The 14,894-nt window shown below is 44.8% G+C and carries 27 protein-coding genes; 25 read left to right on the forward strand and 2 right to left on the reverse strand.

Translation table 11 applies throughout. From position 1 onward, the window contains the following. Window positions 1–59 precede the first annotated feature (59 nt). Entirely contained in the window at window positions 60–1,628 is a 1,569-nt protein-coding gene (locus AC1EU0_RS17540) for a methyl-accepting chemotaxis protein (RefSeq protein ID WP_480303873.1), read from the forward strand. 42 nt (window positions 1,629–1,670) lie between these two features. Here AC1EU0_RS17540 and AC1EU0_RS17545 read toward each other — a convergent pair whose 3' ends face one another. Together AC1EU0_RS17545 and AC1EU0_RS17550 are read right to left on the reverse strand one after the other, a co-directional pair. Next, window positions 1,671–2,096, reverse strand: coding sequence for a hypothetical protein (locus AC1EU0_RS17545; protein ID WP_480303875.1), 426 nt, complete (start codon window positions 2,094–2,096; stop codon window positions 1,671–1,673). 44 nt (window positions 2,097–2,140) lie between these two features. Continuing rightward, window positions 2,141–3,367 carry a hypothetical protein gene (locus AC1EU0_RS17550; protein WP_480303877.1) on the reverse strand — a complete coding sequence of 409 codons (1,227 nt, stop codon included), beginning with the start codon at window positions 3,365–3,367 and terminating at the stop codon, window positions 2,141–2,143. 396 nt (window positions 3,368–3,763) lie between these two features. Between AC1EU0_RS17550 and rpsJ the strand changes: the two genes are divergently transcribed. The 24 genes from rpsJ (at window position 3,764) to rpsM (ending at window position 14,877) form a co-directional block, all read left to right on the forward strand. After that, on the forward strand, window positions 3,764–4,075 hold the full coding sequence (gene rpsJ / locus AC1EU0_RS17555; RefSeq protein ID WP_011070616.1) for a 30S ribosomal protein S10: 312 nt from the start codon (window positions 3,764–3,766) through the stop codon (window positions 4,073–4,075). A 27-nt stretch (window positions 4,076–4,102) separates the two neighbouring features. Beyond that, the gene (gene rplC, locus AC1EU0_RS17560) at window positions 4,103–4,741 is read left to right on the forward strand and encodes a 50S ribosomal protein L3 (protein ID WP_480303879.1); all 639 of its coding nucleotides are present in this window, start codon (window positions 4,103–4,105) and stop codon (window positions 4,739–4,741) included. Between the two features lie 17 nt (window positions 4,742–4,758). Then, window positions 4,759–5,364 (forward strand): 50S ribosomal protein L4, encoded by a 606-nt coding sequence (rplD, locus tag AC1EU0_RS17565; protein WP_480303880.1) that lies wholly within the window; start codon window positions 4,759–4,761, stop codon window positions 5,362–5,364. Continuing rightward, window positions 5,361–5,663: a 50S ribosomal protein L23 gene (gene rplW, locus AC1EU0_RS17570; protein WP_480303882.1), complete on the forward strand. Its 303-nt coding sequence runs from the start codon at window positions 5,361–5,363 to the stop codon at window positions 5,661–5,663. Before rplD ends, rplW begins: the two co-directional genes overlap by 4 nt. 17 nt (window positions 5,664–5,680) lie before the next feature. Continuing rightward, a complete protein-coding gene (gene rplB / locus AC1EU0_RS17575) occupies window positions 5,681–6,505 on the forward strand; it encodes a 50S ribosomal protein L2 (RefSeq protein ID WP_121837979.1) in 825 nt (274 codons plus the stop codon). A 14-nt stretch (window positions 6,506–6,519) separates the two neighbouring features. Continuing rightward, window positions 6,520–6,798 (forward strand): 30S ribosomal protein S19, encoded by a 279-nt coding sequence (gene rpsS / locus AC1EU0_RS17580; RefSeq protein ID WP_480303883.1) that lies wholly within the window; start codon window positions 6,520–6,522, stop codon window positions 6,796–6,798. 15 nt (window positions 6,799–6,813) lie between these two features. Then, a complete protein-coding gene (gene rplV / locus AC1EU0_RS17585; RefSeq protein ID WP_121837978.1) occupies window positions 6,814–7,146 on the forward strand; it encodes a 50S ribosomal protein L22 in 333 nt (110 codons plus the stop codon). Between the two features lie 9 nt (window positions 7,147–7,155). Further along, complete coding sequence (rpsC, locus tag AC1EU0_RS17590) at window positions 7,156–7,842, forward strand: 30S ribosomal protein S3 (protein ID WP_480303885.1); 687 nt, start codon at window positions 7,156–7,158, stop codon at window positions 7,840–7,842. Between the two features lie 11 nt (window positions 7,843–7,853). Next, a complete protein-coding gene (gene rplP / locus AC1EU0_RS17595) occupies window positions 7,854–8,264 on the forward strand; it encodes a 50S ribosomal protein L16 (protein ID WP_480303887.1) in 411 nt (136 codons plus the stop codon). After that, a complete protein-coding gene (gene rpmC, locus AC1EU0_RS17600; RefSeq protein WP_480303889.1) occupies window positions 8,264–8,455 on the forward strand; it encodes a 50S ribosomal protein L29 in 192 nt (63 codons plus the stop codon). Before rplP ends, rpmC begins: the two co-directional genes overlap by 1 nt. Further along, the gene (gene rpsQ, locus AC1EU0_RS17605) at window positions 8,455–8,703 is read left to right on the forward strand and encodes a 30S ribosomal protein S17 (RefSeq protein ID WP_480303890.1); all 249 of its coding nucleotides are present in this window, start codon (window positions 8,455–8,457) and stop codon (window positions 8,701–8,703) included. Before rpmC ends, rpsQ begins: the two co-directional genes overlap by 1 nt. Before the next feature lie 178 nt (window positions 8,704–8,881). Further along, the gene (rplN, locus tag AC1EU0_RS17610; protein WP_121853345.1) at window positions 8,882–9,250 is read left to right on the forward strand and encodes a 50S ribosomal protein L14; all 369 of its coding nucleotides are present in this window, start codon (window positions 8,882–8,884) and stop codon (window positions 9,248–9,250) included. A gap of 11 nt (window positions 9,251–9,261) precedes the next feature. Next, entirely contained in the window at window positions 9,262–9,573 is a 312-nt protein-coding gene (rplX, locus tag AC1EU0_RS17615) for a 50S ribosomal protein L24 (RefSeq protein ID WP_480303892.1), read from the forward strand. A 15-nt stretch (window positions 9,574–9,588) separates the two neighbouring features. Beyond that, a complete protein-coding gene (gene rplE / locus AC1EU0_RS17620; RefSeq protein WP_480303894.1) occupies window positions 9,589–10,128 on the forward strand; it encodes a 50S ribosomal protein L5 in 540 nt (179 codons plus the stop codon). 10 nt (window positions 10,129–10,138) lie between these two features. Continuing rightward, entirely contained in the window at window positions 10,139–10,444 is a 306-nt protein-coding gene (rpsN, locus tag AC1EU0_RS17625; protein ID WP_480303896.1) for a 30S ribosomal protein S14, read from the forward strand. Window positions 10,445–10,468: 24 nt separating this feature from the next. Continuing rightward, the gene (rpsH, locus tag AC1EU0_RS17630) at window positions 10,469–10,861 is read left to right on the forward strand and encodes a 30S ribosomal protein S8 (protein WP_480303898.1); all 393 of its coding nucleotides are present in this window, start codon (window positions 10,469–10,471) and stop codon (window positions 10,859–10,861) included. A gap of 10 nt (window positions 10,862–10,871) precedes the next feature. Next, entirely contained in the window at window positions 10,872–11,405 is a 534-nt protein-coding gene (rplF, locus tag AC1EU0_RS17635; protein ID WP_480303899.1) for a 50S ribosomal protein L6, read from the forward strand. Between the two features lie 11 nt (window positions 11,406–11,416). Beyond that, complete coding sequence (gene rplR, locus AC1EU0_RS17640; protein ID WP_480303900.1) at window positions 11,417–11,767, forward strand: 50S ribosomal protein L18; 351 nt, start codon at window positions 11,417–11,419, stop codon at window positions 11,765–11,767. 16 nt (window positions 11,768–11,783) lie between these two features. Then, entirely contained in the window at window positions 11,784–12,287 is a 504-nt protein-coding gene (gene rpsE, locus AC1EU0_RS17645) for a 30S ribosomal protein S5 (RefSeq protein ID WP_121837966.1), read from the forward strand. Between the two features lie 6 nt (window positions 12,288–12,293). Continuing rightward, window positions 12,294–12,476, forward strand: coding sequence for a 50S ribosomal protein L30 (gene rpmD, locus AC1EU0_RS17650; protein WP_121837965.1), 183 nt, complete (start codon window positions 12,294–12,296; stop codon window positions 12,474–12,476). 1 nt (window position 12,477) lies between these two features. Further along, the gene (gene rplO / locus AC1EU0_RS17655) at window positions 12,478–12,912 is read left to right on the forward strand and encodes a 50S ribosomal protein L15 (protein WP_480303903.1); all 435 of its coding nucleotides are present in this window, start codon (window positions 12,478–12,480) and stop codon (window positions 12,910–12,912) included. Window positions 12,913–12,918: 6 nt separating this feature from the next. After that, window positions 12,919–14,262: a preprotein translocase subunit SecY gene (gene secY, locus AC1EU0_RS17660; protein WP_480303905.1), complete on the forward strand. Its 1,344-nt coding sequence runs from the start codon at window positions 12,919–12,921 to the stop codon at window positions 14,260–14,262. A gap of 18 nt (window positions 14,263–14,280) precedes the next feature. Further along, window positions 14,281–14,394: a 50S ribosomal protein L36 gene (rpmJ, locus tag AC1EU0_RS17665; protein ID WP_006083579.1), complete on the forward strand. Its 114-nt coding sequence runs from the start codon at window positions 14,281–14,283 to the stop codon at window positions 14,392–14,394. A gap of 126 nt (window positions 14,395–14,520) precedes the next feature. After that, window positions 14,521–14,877: a 30S ribosomal protein S13 gene (rpsM, locus tag AC1EU0_RS17670; RefSeq protein ID WP_480303906.1), complete on the forward strand. Its 357-nt coding sequence runs from the start codon at window positions 14,521–14,523 to the stop codon at window positions 14,875–14,877. The last annotated feature ends 17 nt before the right edge of the window (window positions 14,878–14,894 follow it).

Here is a 14,894-nt window from a genome sequence, read left to right on the forward strand (position 1 = left end):
TTGTTGTAAGTGCAATGTTTTCTTTACTTGCACTGAATGGAATCAAAAACAGGTAAAAGGTGCTTCATTTGAACAGCTCAGCGATCACTCACTCTCAAGAAGTTGAATACCCTTCTCATTATAAGTTGCTCTCAACAACGGATCTAAATAGCCGAATTACCTACGCGAATAAAGATTTTGTGGACGTGAGTGGTTTCAGTTTCGAGGAATTAATCGACCAGCCTCATAACTTGGTGCGGCATTCGGATATGCCACAGCAAGCATTCGAAAATATGTGGTTAACCATTAAAGCGGGCCATAACTGGATGGGGATGGTAAAAAATCGCTGTAAAAATGGTGATTATTATTGGGTGAATGCCTTTGTTAGTCCTGTAAAACAAAAGGGTAAAACCATCGAATATCAATCGGTGCGAACCCAGCTAGAACCAGAGTTAAAAAAACGTGCCTCTGAGTGCTATCAAAAAATGCAAAAAGGGCGAAAATCATTGCCTATATTGAAACCAACATTAGCCCAAAAAGTCGGATTAAGTTGGCTAGTAAGCGTGTCATTTGTTGTGATTGGATTATCGAGCGATACAGGTTTATTACAATGGGGGGGAACCAGCCTAGGGCTGATTTGCGGTTGTTATGGTTTGTGGTGGTTAAATTCAAGGCTAAAGAACTTAATGAAACTTAGCCTAGAAGTTCATAATAATAAAATCGGTCAATATGTATATAGTGGCACAATAGATGAGCTGTCTCACCTCGAATTAAGTTTAAGAATGCGAAAAGCGGAGACGTTGGCGATTGTTGGGCGAATTCAGGACAGTGGTGAGAAGCTTCAACAATCTATCATTGTACAAGATGATCAAAACCAGCAAAACTTAGCCAATTTAGCTGAGCAAAATGATAATTTATCACAAGTAGCATTATCGGTTTGTCAAATGAGCGAAGCCATCAGTGAAGTGGCGGAAAATACGGTTGATACCGCTATGCATATTGAAGAAAGCATAGGTAAATTGATGGATACTCAAACCGCATTATCTATCTCTCAAGAATCTAGCAACAAGATCACCCAATTATTGGAGCGTTCTCAGTCATCTATTGCTAACTTAGATGAACTCTGTGGCAAAATTGACTCCGTATTGAATGTCATAGATAACCTAGCTGAACAAACGAATTTACTGGCTTTAAACGCCGCAATCGAAGCTGCGCGAGCCGGAGAAGCCGGCCGAGGTTTTGCGGTTGTAGCAGATGAGGTAAGAATGCTCGCCAATCGCTCGCAGACTTCAGCCAAAGAAATCCAAGAAATCATCAACGGGCTAAAACAAACGACAGCCGTCGCGGTTGAGCAAATGCAGCACAGCCAAAGCATGATTTCTGATAGCACGCAATCTGAAAAGGCGTTGAAAGATACGCTAGTGAACATGAATGCTGCCCTAAAACAAGTACACAATATGGGGCAGCAAACGGCGGTTGCCGCAGAGGAACAATCACAAGCCATGTTGCAGGTACAAGAAAACATGGATGCGATAAAACTTAATACAGAAGCACTGTTAGATAATATCGATAGTTCGGTAGAACTCAGCCAAGGCCTTACGATGCAAAATGAACAGCAACAAGATCTCGTTGCCCAGTTTGATAGGTAACCTACCTTGAGTATAAATCGCCCGTCAAAAAGGTGAGGGCGATTAACTGCGATATAACTTGGTTAAATGGGTATTTGAGTAGTTGGATGGTCTAGGCTTGTAATCTTGTTTATCTTTGGGTTTGGAGATTGAAAAATGACGAACCAAAAGCTTATCTGGATTATTCTTGTTCTCACTAAACAATACCAAACACGAAATTCCAGCGTCTTTATCTGGCGCAATACCGTAATGTTGGGTTTTGATAATAAAACCAGGCCCACCTTGGTGAAATCCCTTTAGGTAGCGATTAAGTTCATTAACCACATCTCGAGTTCTTGCCAATGATTTGCATTTAGCTAATTGGCCAAATACCACTTCAAAGGCACCTTGGTTCCTTTGAGTGACAAAGGGACTGGCTTGACCATAAATATATCCATGAAATATATTTGGACATAAATTATGAGCATGTGAAGGAGTATTGATTGCCATAATTTTCTCTCCATTTCGTAGATATTGAAAATAGCTCGCATGGTTTATTGCTCAGATTTAGCCGAAAGAATACGGGATGAACGACTTTTGGAATGACGAAATGCAGGCTTCGAATCCGACTGCTCTGCAGCCAGTTTGAGTTCAGATAACGCATTAGCGCTTCGTGTTCGCTCAGGTTTTGAGGACGTGGGCAGCTCTTTCTCATTTTTTTGGCGAGTATCTGGAGGTGGAAGTTTGTTCTCAGCGTCCTCAGGCGGTGTTGGTTGCTCTATATTTAAACGCACTTGTGGCATAGGTTTTGGTGCTGCTTTACCCTGTGCTTGACTTGTATTGAGTTTTGACAGAGTGCGACTTCTCTGGCTGGCTTGATTATTACGCTTAACCATGACGTTGCGTTGGCTGGGTAGCCCAGAATGAGCTTTAGCTTCTTTTTTGTGACGAATTCGGCGTTTGGTCTGAGTTTTACTAAATGGTTGAACTAAGCTACTAGCGTTGCTTTCGTCGACCAGTGCAGAAGACGGTTCAGAGTCATTTTTGGCCAGCGATGGTAGTCGGACTTTAGAAACAACACGTGAATGAACAGGGGATGGCCTTGGTGTTGGAGCCATCGGTTTATGGTTTGGGCGAGGCCTAAATGTTCCTGCACGAAAAGGTTGTGGATGTACTAGGGGCGCTTTCCTTTCAGGGGTTTCATCTAAGGTAAATAAAAGTGGGGCTCGATTAAAACCTTGAGGTTGCAACTTAAAACGTGCATTGATGGGAGGTAGCGAAGGAAGCCTCGTGTGAGAAGAAGCAGGTTTAGGAATTTGAGCCAGCAACCACTGATGACCATTTCGCTTATTAAGGTGAAAACGATAAATATCTTGAGTTTTTTCTTGCGTCGGCACAATCGAAATCCAAAATGGCTGTTGGAGAACTCGATTCAGTCGAGCGGTATAGTCCATTGCAGTATCGATGTCCTTACAAATTTGTAATCGGGCTAATGTGCCTTCGAAATAGCGTTTAAACTTAGCATCGACTGAGCTGGTGAGTTGGTCAGATACCTGATTGAGAGTGTTAACTCTATAATAAGAACCAGTATAGTGCTGTTTTCTTAGGGCTAAATTGAGGACATCCGGAATTCCTTGGTTTTCATTGCTCAGAGAACCCTTCGCAGACGGCACTCGTTCGGGGCTAGTTGATCTTGGGGAGAGTACTTCATCAGTTAATGCTGCATTAGCTATCAATTCATCTGTCACTGGAAGAACCGTATTTACTGGTTTGACTGCCATCTTAATTTAGCTCAAATAAACCCAAGTCAGCCATCAAAGCTAGCCGAATGAAGCTGACATAAAACTGAATGGCTAAGTGAATTAATAGCTGGAATGACGCAGAAAAATCTGTATACTTACGGCCACAAAAATTTAAGTCGTGTTTTCTGCAAAACGAGTTCAAATTAAATTGCAGATAAAATGCGCAGCTGGGTTGCTTTTAGCGGAAAGCTGAGTATAATGCACCCCTCGCTGAGATATTCAGTGAAAAAATAAGCGTCAGCTCGTTGAAGCTGATGACTAAACAACAGCGATTCCGATTGGGAATCGAACGGTTAAATCATCTCGCTCTGCATTCTATTAATAGAAGTTGCAAGAGGGTGATTTTTTATGTGTTCATTTTAGGAGCTCTGGTCAATGCAGAACCAAAGAATCCGTATCCGCTTGAAAGGATTTGATCATCGCTTAATTGATCAGTCTACTGCGGAAATCGTTGAAACTGCGAAGCGTACAGGCGCTCAGGTTCGTGGTCCAATTCCACTACCAACGCGCAAAGAGCGTTATACCGTTTTGATCTCTCCACACGTTAATAAAGATGCGCGTGATCAATATGAACTGCGCACTCACAAGCGTCTGGTAGACATCGTTGAGCCTACTGAAAAGACTGTAGATGCACTTATGCGTCTAGATCTTGCAGCAGGTGTCGATGTTCAGATTAGCTTGGGTTAATTGAGATCCTAAGAAGAGGTTTGAGAGATGGCTATCGGTCTTATCGGTCGTAAAGTTGGTATGACGCGCATCTTCACTGAAGATGGTGCTTCCATACCTGTATCTGTAATTGAAGTATTAGCAAACCGTGTTTCTCAAGTGAGAACACTTGAAACTGACGGTTACCGCGCACTTCAACTTACAACTGGTACCAAAAAAGCCAACCGCACTAATAAAGCAGCTGCAGGTCACTTTGCAAAGGCTGGCGTAGAAGCTGGTCGTATCATTCGTGAAATGCGTCTTGCTGATGGTGAAGGTGAAGGCATTGAAGTTGGTGCTGAGCTAACAGTTGATATCTTCGCTGACGTAGCGAAAGTTGACGTTACTGGTCAATCTAAAGGTAAAGGCTTCCAAGGTGGTGTTAAGCGTTGGAACTTCCGTACTCAAGATATGACTCACGGTAACTCTTTGGCGCACCGCGCAAACGGTTCTATCGGTCAGAACCAAACGCCTGGTCGCGTATTCAAAGGTAAAAAAATGTCAGGTCACATGGGTGATGAGCGCACAACTACACAAAACCTAGAAGTGGTTCGTGTAGACGCTGAGCGCAACCTAATATTGGTAAAAGGTGCTGTACCAGGCGCTACCAATGGTGATTTGATCATTAAGCCAGCCGTTAAAGCTTAAGGTCTGAGGAGATAGTAATGGAATTAGTATTGAAAGACGCGCAAGGCGCTCTTGAAGTTTCCGAAACTACCTTTGGCCAGGAGTTTAACGAAGCACTGGTTCATCAGGTAGTAGTGGCTTACGCAGCTAACGCTCGTCAAGGCACTCGCGCGCAGAAAACTCGCGCAGAAGTAAAAGGCTCTGGCAAAAAGCCATGGCGTCAAAAGGGTACTGGTCGCGCTCGTGCGGGTTCGGTAAAAAGCCCAATCTGGCGTTCTGGTGGTGTGTCGTTCGCGGCTAAGCCACAAGATCACAGCCAAAAAGTAAACAAGAAAATGTACCGCGGTGCGATCAAAAGCATCCTTTCTGAATTGGTACGTCAAGACCGTTTACTGGTTGTTGAAAACTTTGGTGTTGAAGCACCAAAGACTAAAGAGCTTAAAAACAAGCTGAACGCAATGAATCTGGAAGACGTGTTAATCGTTACTCCAGAAGTAGATGAGAACTTGTTCTTAGCTGCTCGCAACCTGTACAAGGTTGACGTTCGTGATGTTGCTGGTATTGATCCAGTAAGCCTTATCGCGTTCAACACTGTGTTGGTAACTGCTGATGCAGTGAAGCAAATCGAGGAGATGCTAGCATGATCCGCGAAGAACGTTTGCTAAAAGTTATTCTAGCACCACACATCTCTGAAAAGAGCACCATCAACGCTGAGCAAAGCAACACTGTTGTTTTCCGTGTAGCGGTTGATGCGACTAAAGCTGAGATTAAAGCTGCAGTAGCTCAATTGTTTGAAGTTGAAGTTAAGTCTGTTCGCACTCTAGTTGCAAAAGGCAAAACCAAGCGTCATGGTGCCCGTATGGGTCGTCGTAGCGATTGGAAAAAAGCTTATGTAACTCTAGCTGAAGGTGCTGACCTTGACTTCGTCGGCGGCGCTGAATAAGCAAAGGAGATTGAATCATGGCAGTTATTAAGTGTAAGCCAACCTCTGCTGGTCGTCGTCACGTAGTTAAAGTGGTGAACAGCGACTTGCATAAGGGTAAACCTTTTGCTGGCCTGTTGGCGAAAAAATCAAAGTCTGGTGGTCGTAATAACACTGGTCGTATCACTGTTCGCCACGTGGGCGGTGGTCACAAGCAGCATTATCGTATTGTTGACTTTAAGCGTAACAAAGACGGTATTCCTGCGAAAATCGAACGTCTTGAGTACGATCCGAACCGTACTGCACACATTGCACTTGTGCTTTATGCAGATGGTGAGCGTCGCTACATTCTTGCTGCTAAAGGCATGCAAGCTGGTGACAAGATCATGTCAGGCGTTGAAGCGGAAATCAAACCAGGTAATGCTTTGCCACTGCGCAACATTCCAGTAGGTTCGGTTGTTCACGCGGTAGAAATGAAGCCTGGCAAAGGTGCACAAATTGCACGTTCAGCTGGTGCTTATGTTCAAGTTGTTGCTCGTGATGGCGCTTATGCAACTCTACGTCTTCGCTCTGGCGAAATGCGTAAAGTTCCAGTAGATTGCCGCGCAACTCTTGGTGAAGTTGGTAACTCTGAGCACATGCTACGCCAATTAGGTAAAGCGGGTGCTAAACGCTGGAGAGGCGTACGTCCAACGGTTCGTGGTGTAGCTATGAACCCGGTTGATCACCCACATGGTGGTGGTGAAGGTCGTACATCAGGTGGTCGTCATCCTGTATCTCCTTGGGGTGTACCTACCAAGGGTTACAAGACTCGTACCAACAAACGCACTGACAAGTACATTGTACGTCGTCGTAATAAATAGTAAGAGGATTCGCCATGCCACGTTCTCTCAAGAAAGGTCCATTCATTGACCTGCACTTGCTGAAGAAGGTAGAGAAAGCGGTGGAAAACGGTGAGAAAAAGCCAATTAAAACTTGGTCTCGTCGTTCAATGATCATTCCAAACATGATTGGTTTGACCATCGCTGTCCATAATGGACGTCAGCACGTACCTGTGTTCGTAACTGACGAGATGATCGGTCACAAGCTTGGTGAGTTTTCACCAACGCGTACTTATCGCGGCCATGCTGCAGATAAGAAAGCGAAAAAGCGTTAATACGGGAGAATATAGATGGAAGTTTTAGCTAAACATCGCTACGCCCGTACGTCGCCACAAAAAGCTCGCTTAGTTGCTGATCAAATTCGTGGATTACCTGTTGCTAAAGCGCTGGAAATCCTAACATTCAGCCCTAAGAAAGCGGCCGTACTGGTTAAGAAAGTACTGGATTCAGCAATTGCTAATGCTGAACACAACGAAGGCGCAGACATTGATGAGCTAGTTGTTGGTAAGGTATTCGTTGACGAAGCACCTACCATGAAGCGCATCATGCCACGTGCTAAAGGCCGTGCTGACCGTATCATCAAGCGTACCAGCCACATCACTGTGGTTGTATCAGATCGCTAGGAGAGAGTAATGGGACAGAAAGTACATCCAAATGGTATCCGTCTGGGTATCACCAAGCCTTGGATCTCTACCTGGTACGCTGATAAGGGTGAGTATGCTGCTAACCTTGATAGCGACTGGGAAGTACGTCAGTTTCTATTTAAGAAACTAAAAGCGGCGTCTGTATCCAAGATTGTTATCGAGCGTCCAGCGAAAAGTGTTCGCGTAACTATCCACACAGCCCGTCCAGGTGTTGTGATTGGTAAGAAAGGTGAAGACGTTGAAGTATTGCGTAAAACAGTATCTAAAATTACTGGTACTACTGCGCAGATCAACATCGCTGAGATCCGTAAGCCAGAACTAGACGCTAAGCTAGTTGCTGACTCTATCGCACAGCAATTAGAGCGTCGTGTTATGTTCCGTCGCGCTATGAAGCGTGCGGTACAAAACGCAATGCGCATTGGTGCTCAAGGTATCAAAGTTCAAGTAGGTGGTCGTCTTGGCGGCGCTGAAATCGCACGTAGTGAATGGTATCGTGAAGGTCGTGTACCTCTACATACTTTACGTGCTGACATTGACTACGCAACTGCAGAAGCTCACACCCAATACGGTGTGATCGGTATCAAAGTTTGGATCTTCAAAGGTGAAGTTCTAGACGGTGTTATGCCGAAGCTTGAAGAGCCGAAGCAGCCTAAGCGCAAGTCTCGTGGTAAATAGGAGAGCCTTCAATGCTGCAACCTAAACGAATGAAGTTTCGCAAGATGCACAAAGGCCGTAACCGCGGTCTTGGTAAAGGCGCTGAAGTAAGCTTCGGTGAATTTGGTCTGAAAGCAGTTGGCCGCGGCCGTTTAACTGCACGTCAGATTGAATCTGCGCGTCGTGCGATGACACGTCACATTAAGCGTCAAGGTAAAATTTGGATTCGAGTTTTCCCTGACAAGCCAATTACCTCTAAGCCTCTTGAAGTGCGTATGGGTAAAGGTAAAGGTAACGTTGAATACTGGGTATGTCAGATTCAACCTGGTAAGGTACTTTACGAGATGGAAGGTGTACCAGAAGATCTAGCGCGTGAAGCGTTCGAACTTGCTGCTGCCAAGCTTCCAATCAAGACTACCTTCGTAACTAAGACGGTGATGTAATGAAAGCGAGCGAACTAAGAGAAAAAAGCGTTGAAGAACTAAACGCTGAACTACTTGGTCTGCTGCGTGAGCAGTTTAACCTGCGTATGCAACACGCTACTGGTCAATTAACTCAAACAAGTCAATTGAAAACAGTACGCCGTAACATTGCGCGTGTTAAGACCATTATTACTTCTAAGGCGGGTGCATAATGTCTGATAAAATCCGTACATTAAAAGGTCGCGTACTTAGCAACAAAATGGACAAGTCTATTACTGTTGCAGTAGAGCGCCAAGTAAAACACCCAATCTACGGGAAGTACATTAAGCGTACTACTAAGCTTCATGCACATGATGAAGCAAACGTATGTAACGAAGGCGATTTGGTAACAATTCGCGAATGTCGTCCTTTGTCTAAGACCAAATCTTGGACTCTGGAAGAAGTAGTAACGAAAGCCTAATTTTTAGACTTTTAGTGAAACGGCTCCAGAAAATGGAGCCGTTTGTTTTTTAACACTACCTATTCCAAAAATTAGGTGTTATACTTGCGCGCCATTTTTGACTCAAATTGAGTCGGAAATTGGTGTTTTTATGTCCTAATTTTGGGATTTGTGTAGTAACGATAGCGGAGCACTTGAAATGATCCAAATGCAATCGCAGCTTGAAGTGGCCGACAACAGCGGTGCACGTAGAGTTCAATGTATTAAGGTCTTGGGTGGCTCTCATCGTCGTTATGCCGGGATCGGCGACATCATCAAAGTTTCTGTAAAAGAAGCAATTCCTCGCGCTAAAGCGAAGAAAGGTGATGTATATAACGCGGTGGTAGTCCGTACTAAGAAAGGCGTTCGTCGTCCAGACGGTTCTGTCATTCGCTTCGATCGGAACGCAGCGGTATTGCTAAATGCAAACCTTGCACCGATTGGTACTCGTATCTTTGGCCCTGTGACACGTGAATTGCGTAATGACCAATTCATGAAAATTGTGTCGCTAGCCCCAGAAGTACTGTAAGGAGCTTCAAAATGGCAGCAAAAATCCGTCGCGAAGACGAAGTAATAGTAATTGCTGGTAAAGACAAAGGTAAATCTGGAAAGGTTACTCAAGTTTTTACAAACGGCAAAGTACTTGTTGAAGGCGTTAACCTTGTTAAGAAACACCAAAAGCCAAACCCACAATTGGGCGTAACTGGCGGCGTGATTGACAAAGAAGCACCGATTCAAGCATCAAATGTAGCGATCAAGAACCCTACCTCTGGTAAGGCGGATCGTGTTGGTTTCCGATTCGAAGATGGCAAGAAAGTGCGCTTCTTCAAATCGAACAGTGAACTCGTATAAGTATTGGAGTAAACGATGGCGAAACTGCATGATAAATATAAAGAGACTGTAATCGCTGAACTTTCTAAGAAGTTTGGTTATACCAGTGTCATGCAAGTCCCTCGGATTGAGAAAATCACCCTTAACATGGGTGTTGGCGAGGCAGTAGCAGATAAGAAAGTTATGGAGCACGCGCTTCGTGACATGACTGCTATCGCAGGTCAAAAGCCAGTTGTAACTGTTGCTCGTAAATCAGTTGCTGGTTTTAAAATCCGTGATGGCTACCCTATTGGTTGTAAAGTTACCCTACGCGGTGAGCGTATGTGGGAATTCTTCGAGCGTTTAGTTGATATCGCGATCCCTCGTATCCGTGACTTCCGTGGTCTAAGTGCGAAGTCTTTCGATGGTCGTGGCAACTATGCGATGGGCGTGCGTGAGCAAATCATCTTCCCAGAAATCGATTATGATAAAATCGATAAAATTCGTGGTATGGATATTGTTATCACTACTACTGCGAAAGATGACGAAGAAGGTCGTGCTCTTTTAGACGCATTCAACTTCCCATTCAAGAAATAAGGGTAGCGCAATGGCAAAAAGTTCAATGAAAGCACGTGAAGCAAAGCGTGCCAAGCTCGTAGCACAGTACGCTGAAAAGCGTGCAGCTCTAAAAGCTATCATTGCAAGTCCTGATACTTCTGAAGAAGATCGTTGGGACGCAGTATTGAAGCTTCAAGCTCTTCCGCGTGATTCAAGCAGTGCGCGTCAGCGCAACCGCTGTAATCAAACTGGTCGCCCACATGGTTTCTTACGTAAATTCGGCCTTAGCCGTATCAAATTACGTGAAGCAACTATGCGCGGTGAAGTTCCTGGCCTGCGTAAGGCCAGCTGGTAAGCACTTGTTACGGAGTAAGCTAATATGAGCATGCAAGATCCTATTGCGGATATGTTAACCCGTATTCGTAACGGCCAAGCTGCTAACAAAGTATCTGTGAAAATGCCTTCAGCTAAGCTGAAAGTTGCATTGGCCAAAGTCCTAAAGGACGAAGGTTATATCACTGACTACGCCGTAGCAGATGAAGCCAAGCCTGAATTAGAAGTTGAATTAAAATACTTCCAAGGCAAACCAGTCGTTGAGACTATCCAACGTGTATCACGTCCAGGTCTTCGTATTTACAAAGGTAAAGACGAACTTCCTAAAGTGATGGGCGGATTGGGTGTCGCAATCGTATCCACTTCAAAAGGCTTGATGACCGACCGCGCTGCCCGCCAAGCAGGCATGGGTGGTGAAGTTATCTGCTACGTAGCGTAAGGAGCTAGCAATGTCTCGTGTAGCAAAAGCACCAGTCGCTATTCCAGCTGGCGTAGAAGTGACTTTAAACGGCCAAAACATCACAGTTAAAGGTACTAAAGGTACGCTTTCTCGTGAATTGAACACTGCTGTAACTGCAGTTGTTGATGGTACTGACGTTAAAGTAGCACCTGTTGAAGGTGTGGTTAACGCATGGGCACAAGCAGGTACTGCTCGCGCTCTTATCAACAATATGGTTATCGGTGTTTCTCAAGGTTTTGAGAAGAAACTACAACTTATCGGTGTTGGTTACCGCGCGAAAATCGCAGGTAAAGGCGTTGATTTGACTCTAGGTTTCTCACATCCTTTAGTTCACGAACTACCAGCAGGAATCAAAGCTGAATGTCCAAGCCAAACTGAAATTGTTATCAGCGGTGTTGATAAACAATTGGTTGGTCAAGTTGCGGCCGAAATTCGTGGCTACCGTCCACCAGAGCCTTATAAAGGTAAAGGTGTTCGTTACGCTGACGAAAATGTTCGCCGTAAAGAAGCTAAGAAGAAGTAAGGTAACGCGATATGGATAAGAAAACATCTCGCTTACGTCGCGCCACTCGCGCTCGTAAGAAGATCCTTGAACTGGGCGTTAACCGTCTGGTCGTACATCGCACTCCGCGTCACATTTACGCTCAGGTTATCGGTCCTGACGCAAACGTAATCGTTGCAGCTTCTACTGCTGAAAAAGCAGTAAATGAAAGCTTAAAAGCAACGGGTAACGTTGATGCGGCGAAAGCAGTAGGTAAAGCTATTGCTGAGCGTGCGGTAGAGAAGGGCGTAGCTAACGTTGCGTTCGACCGTTCTGGTTTCAAGTATCATGGTCGTGTAGCAGCACTCGCTGATGCCGCTCGTGAAGCTGGCCTGAAGTTCTAAGGAGTTATACAAAATTATGGCTAAATTAGAAACTCAGCAAAAAGACGATTTACAAGAAAAGCTTGTAGCCGTAAATCGTGTTTCTAAAGTGGTAAAAGGTGGTCGTATCTTTAGCTTTACTGCACTAACTGTTGTTGGTGATGGTAATGGTAAAGTTGGCTACGGCTATGGTAAAGCACGTGAAGTACCTGCTGCGATCCAAAAAGCGATGGAAAAAGCTCGTCGTAATATCGTGACCGTTCAGCTTAAAGACGGTACTTTGCATCACCCTATTAAGGGGCGTCACTCTGGTTCTAAAGTTTACATGCAACCAGCAAGTGAAGGTACTGGTGTTATCGCCGGTGGTGCAATGCGTGCGGTTCTGGAAGTGGCTGGCGTACATAACGTACTGTCAAAAGCTTACGGTTCTACTAACCCGATCAACATCGTTCGCGCAACTGTAGACGCTCTAGTGCACATGAAGTCACCTGAGCAAATCGCAGCTAAGCGTGGTCTGAACGTTGAAGACATTCAGGGGTAATGCACCATGGCTAAGAAAACTATTAAAGTAACTCAGACTAAAAGTGCTATTGGTCGTTTACCAAAGCACCGCGCAACCCTAACTGGTTTAGGTCTACGTCGCATTGGCCACACTGTTGAACTAGAAGATACTCCTTCTGTTCGCGGTATGGTTAACAAAGTCTACTACATGGTATCGGTGGAGGAATAAGATGCAATTAAACACTTTATCTCCAGCACCTGGTTCTAAGTCAGCTAAGAAGCGCGTTGGTCGTGGTATTGGTTCTGGTTTAGGTAAGACTGGTGGTCGCGGCCACAAAGGTCAGAAGTCACGTAGTGGCGGCGGTGTACGCATAGGATTTGAAGGTGGTCAAATGCCACTTAAAATCCGTTTGCCTAAGTTTGGTTTTACTTCTCGCGTGTCTCTTGTGACTGCAGAAGTACGCCTAGGTGAACTAGCTAAAGTTAACGGTGATGTTATTGACTTGCATTCGCTAAAAGCAGCGAACGTAATTACTCGCAATATCCAGTTTGCGAAAATCGTTCTTTCAGGTACCATTGATCGCCCAGTGACCGTAAAAGGTCTTAAGGTAACCAAAGGTGCACGTGCAGCTATTGAAGCTGCCGGCGGTAAGATCGAGGAATAATCGTCAATGGCAAAACCAGGACTTGATTTAAAAAGCGCGAAAGGCGGTCTATCTGAATTGAAGACGCGTCTCCTGTTCGTGATTGGTGCAATTATCGTCTTTAGAGCGGGTTCATTTGTACCAATTCCTGGTATTGACGCAGCTGTACTAGCAGAGCTGTTTGCTCAACAAAAGGGAACCATCCTAGGCATGTTTAACATGTTCTCTGGTGGTGCCCTTGAGCGTGCCTCTATCTTTGCATTGGGGATCATGCCGTACATTTCGGCGTCGATCATCATGCAATTATTGACTGTTGTGCATCCTGCACTGGCTGAACTGAAAAAGGAAGGCGAGTCGGGACGTAAGAAAATCAGTCAATACACACGATATGGAACGTTCGTGTTGGCAACCTTTCAGGCAATCGGTATTGCGACAGGTTTACCAAACTTAGTACCAGGTCTAGTTGTTAACTTAGGCTTTGGCTTTTACTTTGTTGCGGTTGTGAGCTTAGTGACAGGAACCATGTTCCTAATGTGGCTAGGTGAGCAAATTACCGAACGCGGCATTGGTAATGGTATCTCGATATTAATTTTCGCAGGTATTGTTGCTGGGTTGCCATCTGCTATCGGCCAAACGGCTGAGCAGGCGCGTCAAGGTGACTTGAATGTATTAGTGTTGTTACTGCTTGCTGTGATTGTATTTGCAGTCACATATTTCGTGGTATTCGTCGAGCGTGGTCAACGTCGTATCGTTGTTAACTATGCTAAGCGTCAGCAAGGCCGTAAGGTGTTTGCTGCCCAAAGTACCCACTTGCCATTAAAAATTAATATGGCGGGTGTGATACCACCGATTTTTGCATCCAGTATCATTTTGTTCCCAGGCACACTGGCTCAGTGGTTTGGTCAAAATGAATCTATGGCGTGGTTAAGTGATATTTCACTTGCTGTATCGCCTGGACAACCGCTGTATTCTTTATTGTATGCAGCTGCTATTATCTTCTTCTGTTTCTTCTACACGGCGTTGGTATTCAACCCTCGTGAAACAGCGGACAACTTGAAGAAGAGTGGCGCATTCATTCCTGGGATACGTCCTGGAGAACAGACTTCGCGTTACATTGATAAAGTAATGACCCGTCTTACATTGGCTGGTGCGTTATACATTACCTTTATCTGTTTAATTCCAGAGTTCATGCTTATCGCTTGGAAAGTACAATTTTACTTCGGCGGTACTTCACTACTGATTATGGTAGTGGTTATCATGGACTTTATGGCTCAGGTTCAGACCCATATGATGTCTCATCAATATGAGTCTGTGATGAAGAAAGCAAATCTAGTGAACAAAGCGAATTTAGACCGCTTTGGTCGCGGATAAGCATAACGGAGTGATGAAATGAAAGTTCGAGCTTCCGTGAAGAAGATCTGCCGTAACTGCAAGATCGTCAAGCGTAGTGGCGTTGTACGCGTTATCTGTGTTGAACCAAAACACAAACAGCGTCAAGGCTAAAAAGAAGAAGTTTTGACCGGTTTACGTGAAAGGTTGTGAATCGGTCAAATAATGATTGCAAAACTGTCGTCTGTCGAGTATCCTTTCGGGCTTTTCGCAGATGACCATTAACTTGAGGAGTGCATAGTGGCCCGTATCGCTGGCATTAACATTCCTGATCAGAAGCATACAGTCATTGCATTGACTGCAATCTTCGGCATCGGCAAAACAACTGCTAAGGCAATTTGTTCTGCTGCATCTATTGCTGAAGACGCTAAGATCAAGGAATTGAGCGAAGCTCAAATAGATACTCTACGCGAAGAAGTTGCTAACTACACTGTAGAAGGTGACTTACGTCGTGAGATTTCAATGAACATCAAGCGTCTTATGGACCTTGGTTGTTATCGTGGTCTCCGCCATCGTCGTAGCCTGCCTCTCCGTGGGCAACGTACAAAGACCAATGCGCGTACGCGTAAAGGTCCACGTAAGCCAATTAAAAAGTAACGGGAAGGGGTTAAGCA

The organism is Parashewanella sp. 2210YD4-3 (assembly GCF_056591735.1).

What these genes read in the sequence shown, in the direction of transcription:
- rplC (WP_480303879.1), top strand. Translation starts at nt 4,103, where the DNA reads ATGGCTATCGGTCTTATCGGTCGTAAAGTTGGTATGACGCGCATCTTC.
- rpsE (WP_121837966.1), top strand. Translation starts at nt 11,784, where the DNA reads ATGGCTAAATTAGAAACTCAGCAAAAAGACGATTTACAAGAAAAGCTT.
- secY (WP_480303905.1), top strand. Translation starts at nt 12,919, where the DNA reads ATGGCAAAACCAGGACTTGATTTAAAAAGCGCGAAAGGCGGTCTATCT.
- rplR (WP_480303900.1), top strand. Translation starts at nt 11,417, where the DNA reads ATGGATAAGAAAACATCTCGCTTACGTCGCGCCACTCGCGCTCGTAAG.
- rpsQ (WP_480303890.1), top strand. Translation starts at nt 8,455, where the DNA reads ATGTCTGATAAAATCCGTACATTAAAAGGTCGCGTACTTAGCAACAAA.
- rplV (WP_121837978.1), top strand. Translation starts at nt 6,814, where the DNA reads ATGGAAGTTTTAGCTAAACATCGCTACGCCCGTACGTCGCCACAAAAA.
- rplN (WP_121853345.1), top strand. Translation starts at nt 8,882, where the DNA reads ATGATCCAAATGCAATCGCAGCTTGAAGTGGCCGACAACAGCGGTGCA.
- rpsJ (WP_011070616.1), top strand. Translation starts at nt 3,764, where the DNA reads ATGCAGAACCAAAGAATCCGTATCCGCTTGAAAGGATTTGATCATCGC.
- rplB (WP_121837979.1), top strand. Translation starts at nt 5,681, where the DNA reads ATGGCAGTTATTAAGTGTAAGCCAACCTCTGCTGGTCGTCGTCACGTA.
- rplF (WP_480303899.1), top strand. Translation starts at nt 10,872, where the DNA reads ATGTCTCGTGTAGCAAAAGCACCAGTCGCTATTCCAGCTGGCGTAGAA.
- rplP (WP_480303887.1), top strand. Translation starts at nt 7,854, where the DNA reads ATGCTGCAACCTAAACGAATGAAGTTTCGCAAGATGCACAAAGGCCGT.
- AC1EU0_RS17550 (WP_480303877.1), bottom strand. Translation starts at nt 3,367, where the DNA reads ATGGCAGTCAAACCAGTAAATACGGTTCTTCCAGTGACAGATGAATTG.
- rplE (WP_480303894.1), top strand. Translation starts at nt 9,589, where the DNA reads ATGGCGAAACTGCATGATAAATATAAAGAGACTGTAATCGCTGAACTT.
- AC1EU0_RS17545 (WP_480303875.1), bottom strand. Translation starts at nt 2,096, where the DNA reads ATGGCAATCAATACTCCTTCACATGCTCATAATTTATGTCCAAATATA.
- rpsH (WP_480303898.1), top strand. Translation starts at nt 10,469, where the DNA reads ATGAGCATGCAAGATCCTATTGCGGATATGTTAACCCGTATTCGTAAC.
- rpmD (WP_121837965.1), top strand. Translation starts at nt 12,294, where the DNA reads ATGGCTAAGAAAACTATTAAAGTAACTCAGACTAAAAGTGCTATTGGT.
- rplO (WP_480303903.1), top strand. Translation starts at nt 12,478, where the DNA reads ATGCAATTAAACACTTTATCTCCAGCACCTGGTTCTAAGTCAGCTAAG.
- rplW (WP_480303882.1), top strand. Translation starts at nt 5,361, where the DNA reads ATGATCCGCGAAGAACGTTTGCTAAAAGTTATTCTAGCACCACACATC.
- rpmJ (WP_006083579.1), top strand. Translation starts at nt 14,281, where the DNA reads ATGAAAGTTCGAGCTTCCGTGAAGAAGATCTGCCGTAACTGCAAGATC.
- rpsS (WP_480303883.1), top strand. Translation starts at nt 6,520, where the DNA reads ATGCCACGTTCTCTCAAGAAAGGTCCATTCATTGACCTGCACTTGCTG.
- rpsC (WP_480303885.1), top strand. Translation starts at nt 7,156, where the DNA reads ATGGGACAGAAAGTACATCCAAATGGTATCCGTCTGGGTATCACCAAG.
- rpmC (WP_480303889.1), top strand. Translation starts at nt 8,264, where the DNA reads ATGAAAGCGAGCGAACTAAGAGAAAAAAGCGTTGAAGAACTAAACGCT.
- rpsN (WP_480303896.1), top strand. Translation starts at nt 10,139, where the DNA reads ATGGCAAAAAGTTCAATGAAAGCACGTGAAGCAAAGCGTGCCAAGCTC.
- rplX (WP_480303892.1), top strand. Translation starts at nt 9,262, where the DNA reads ATGGCAGCAAAAATCCGTCGCGAAGACGAAGTAATAGTAATTGCTGGT.
- rplD (WP_480303880.1), top strand. Translation starts at nt 4,759, where the DNA reads ATGGAATTAGTATTGAAAGACGCGCAAGGCGCTCTTGAAGTTTCCGAA.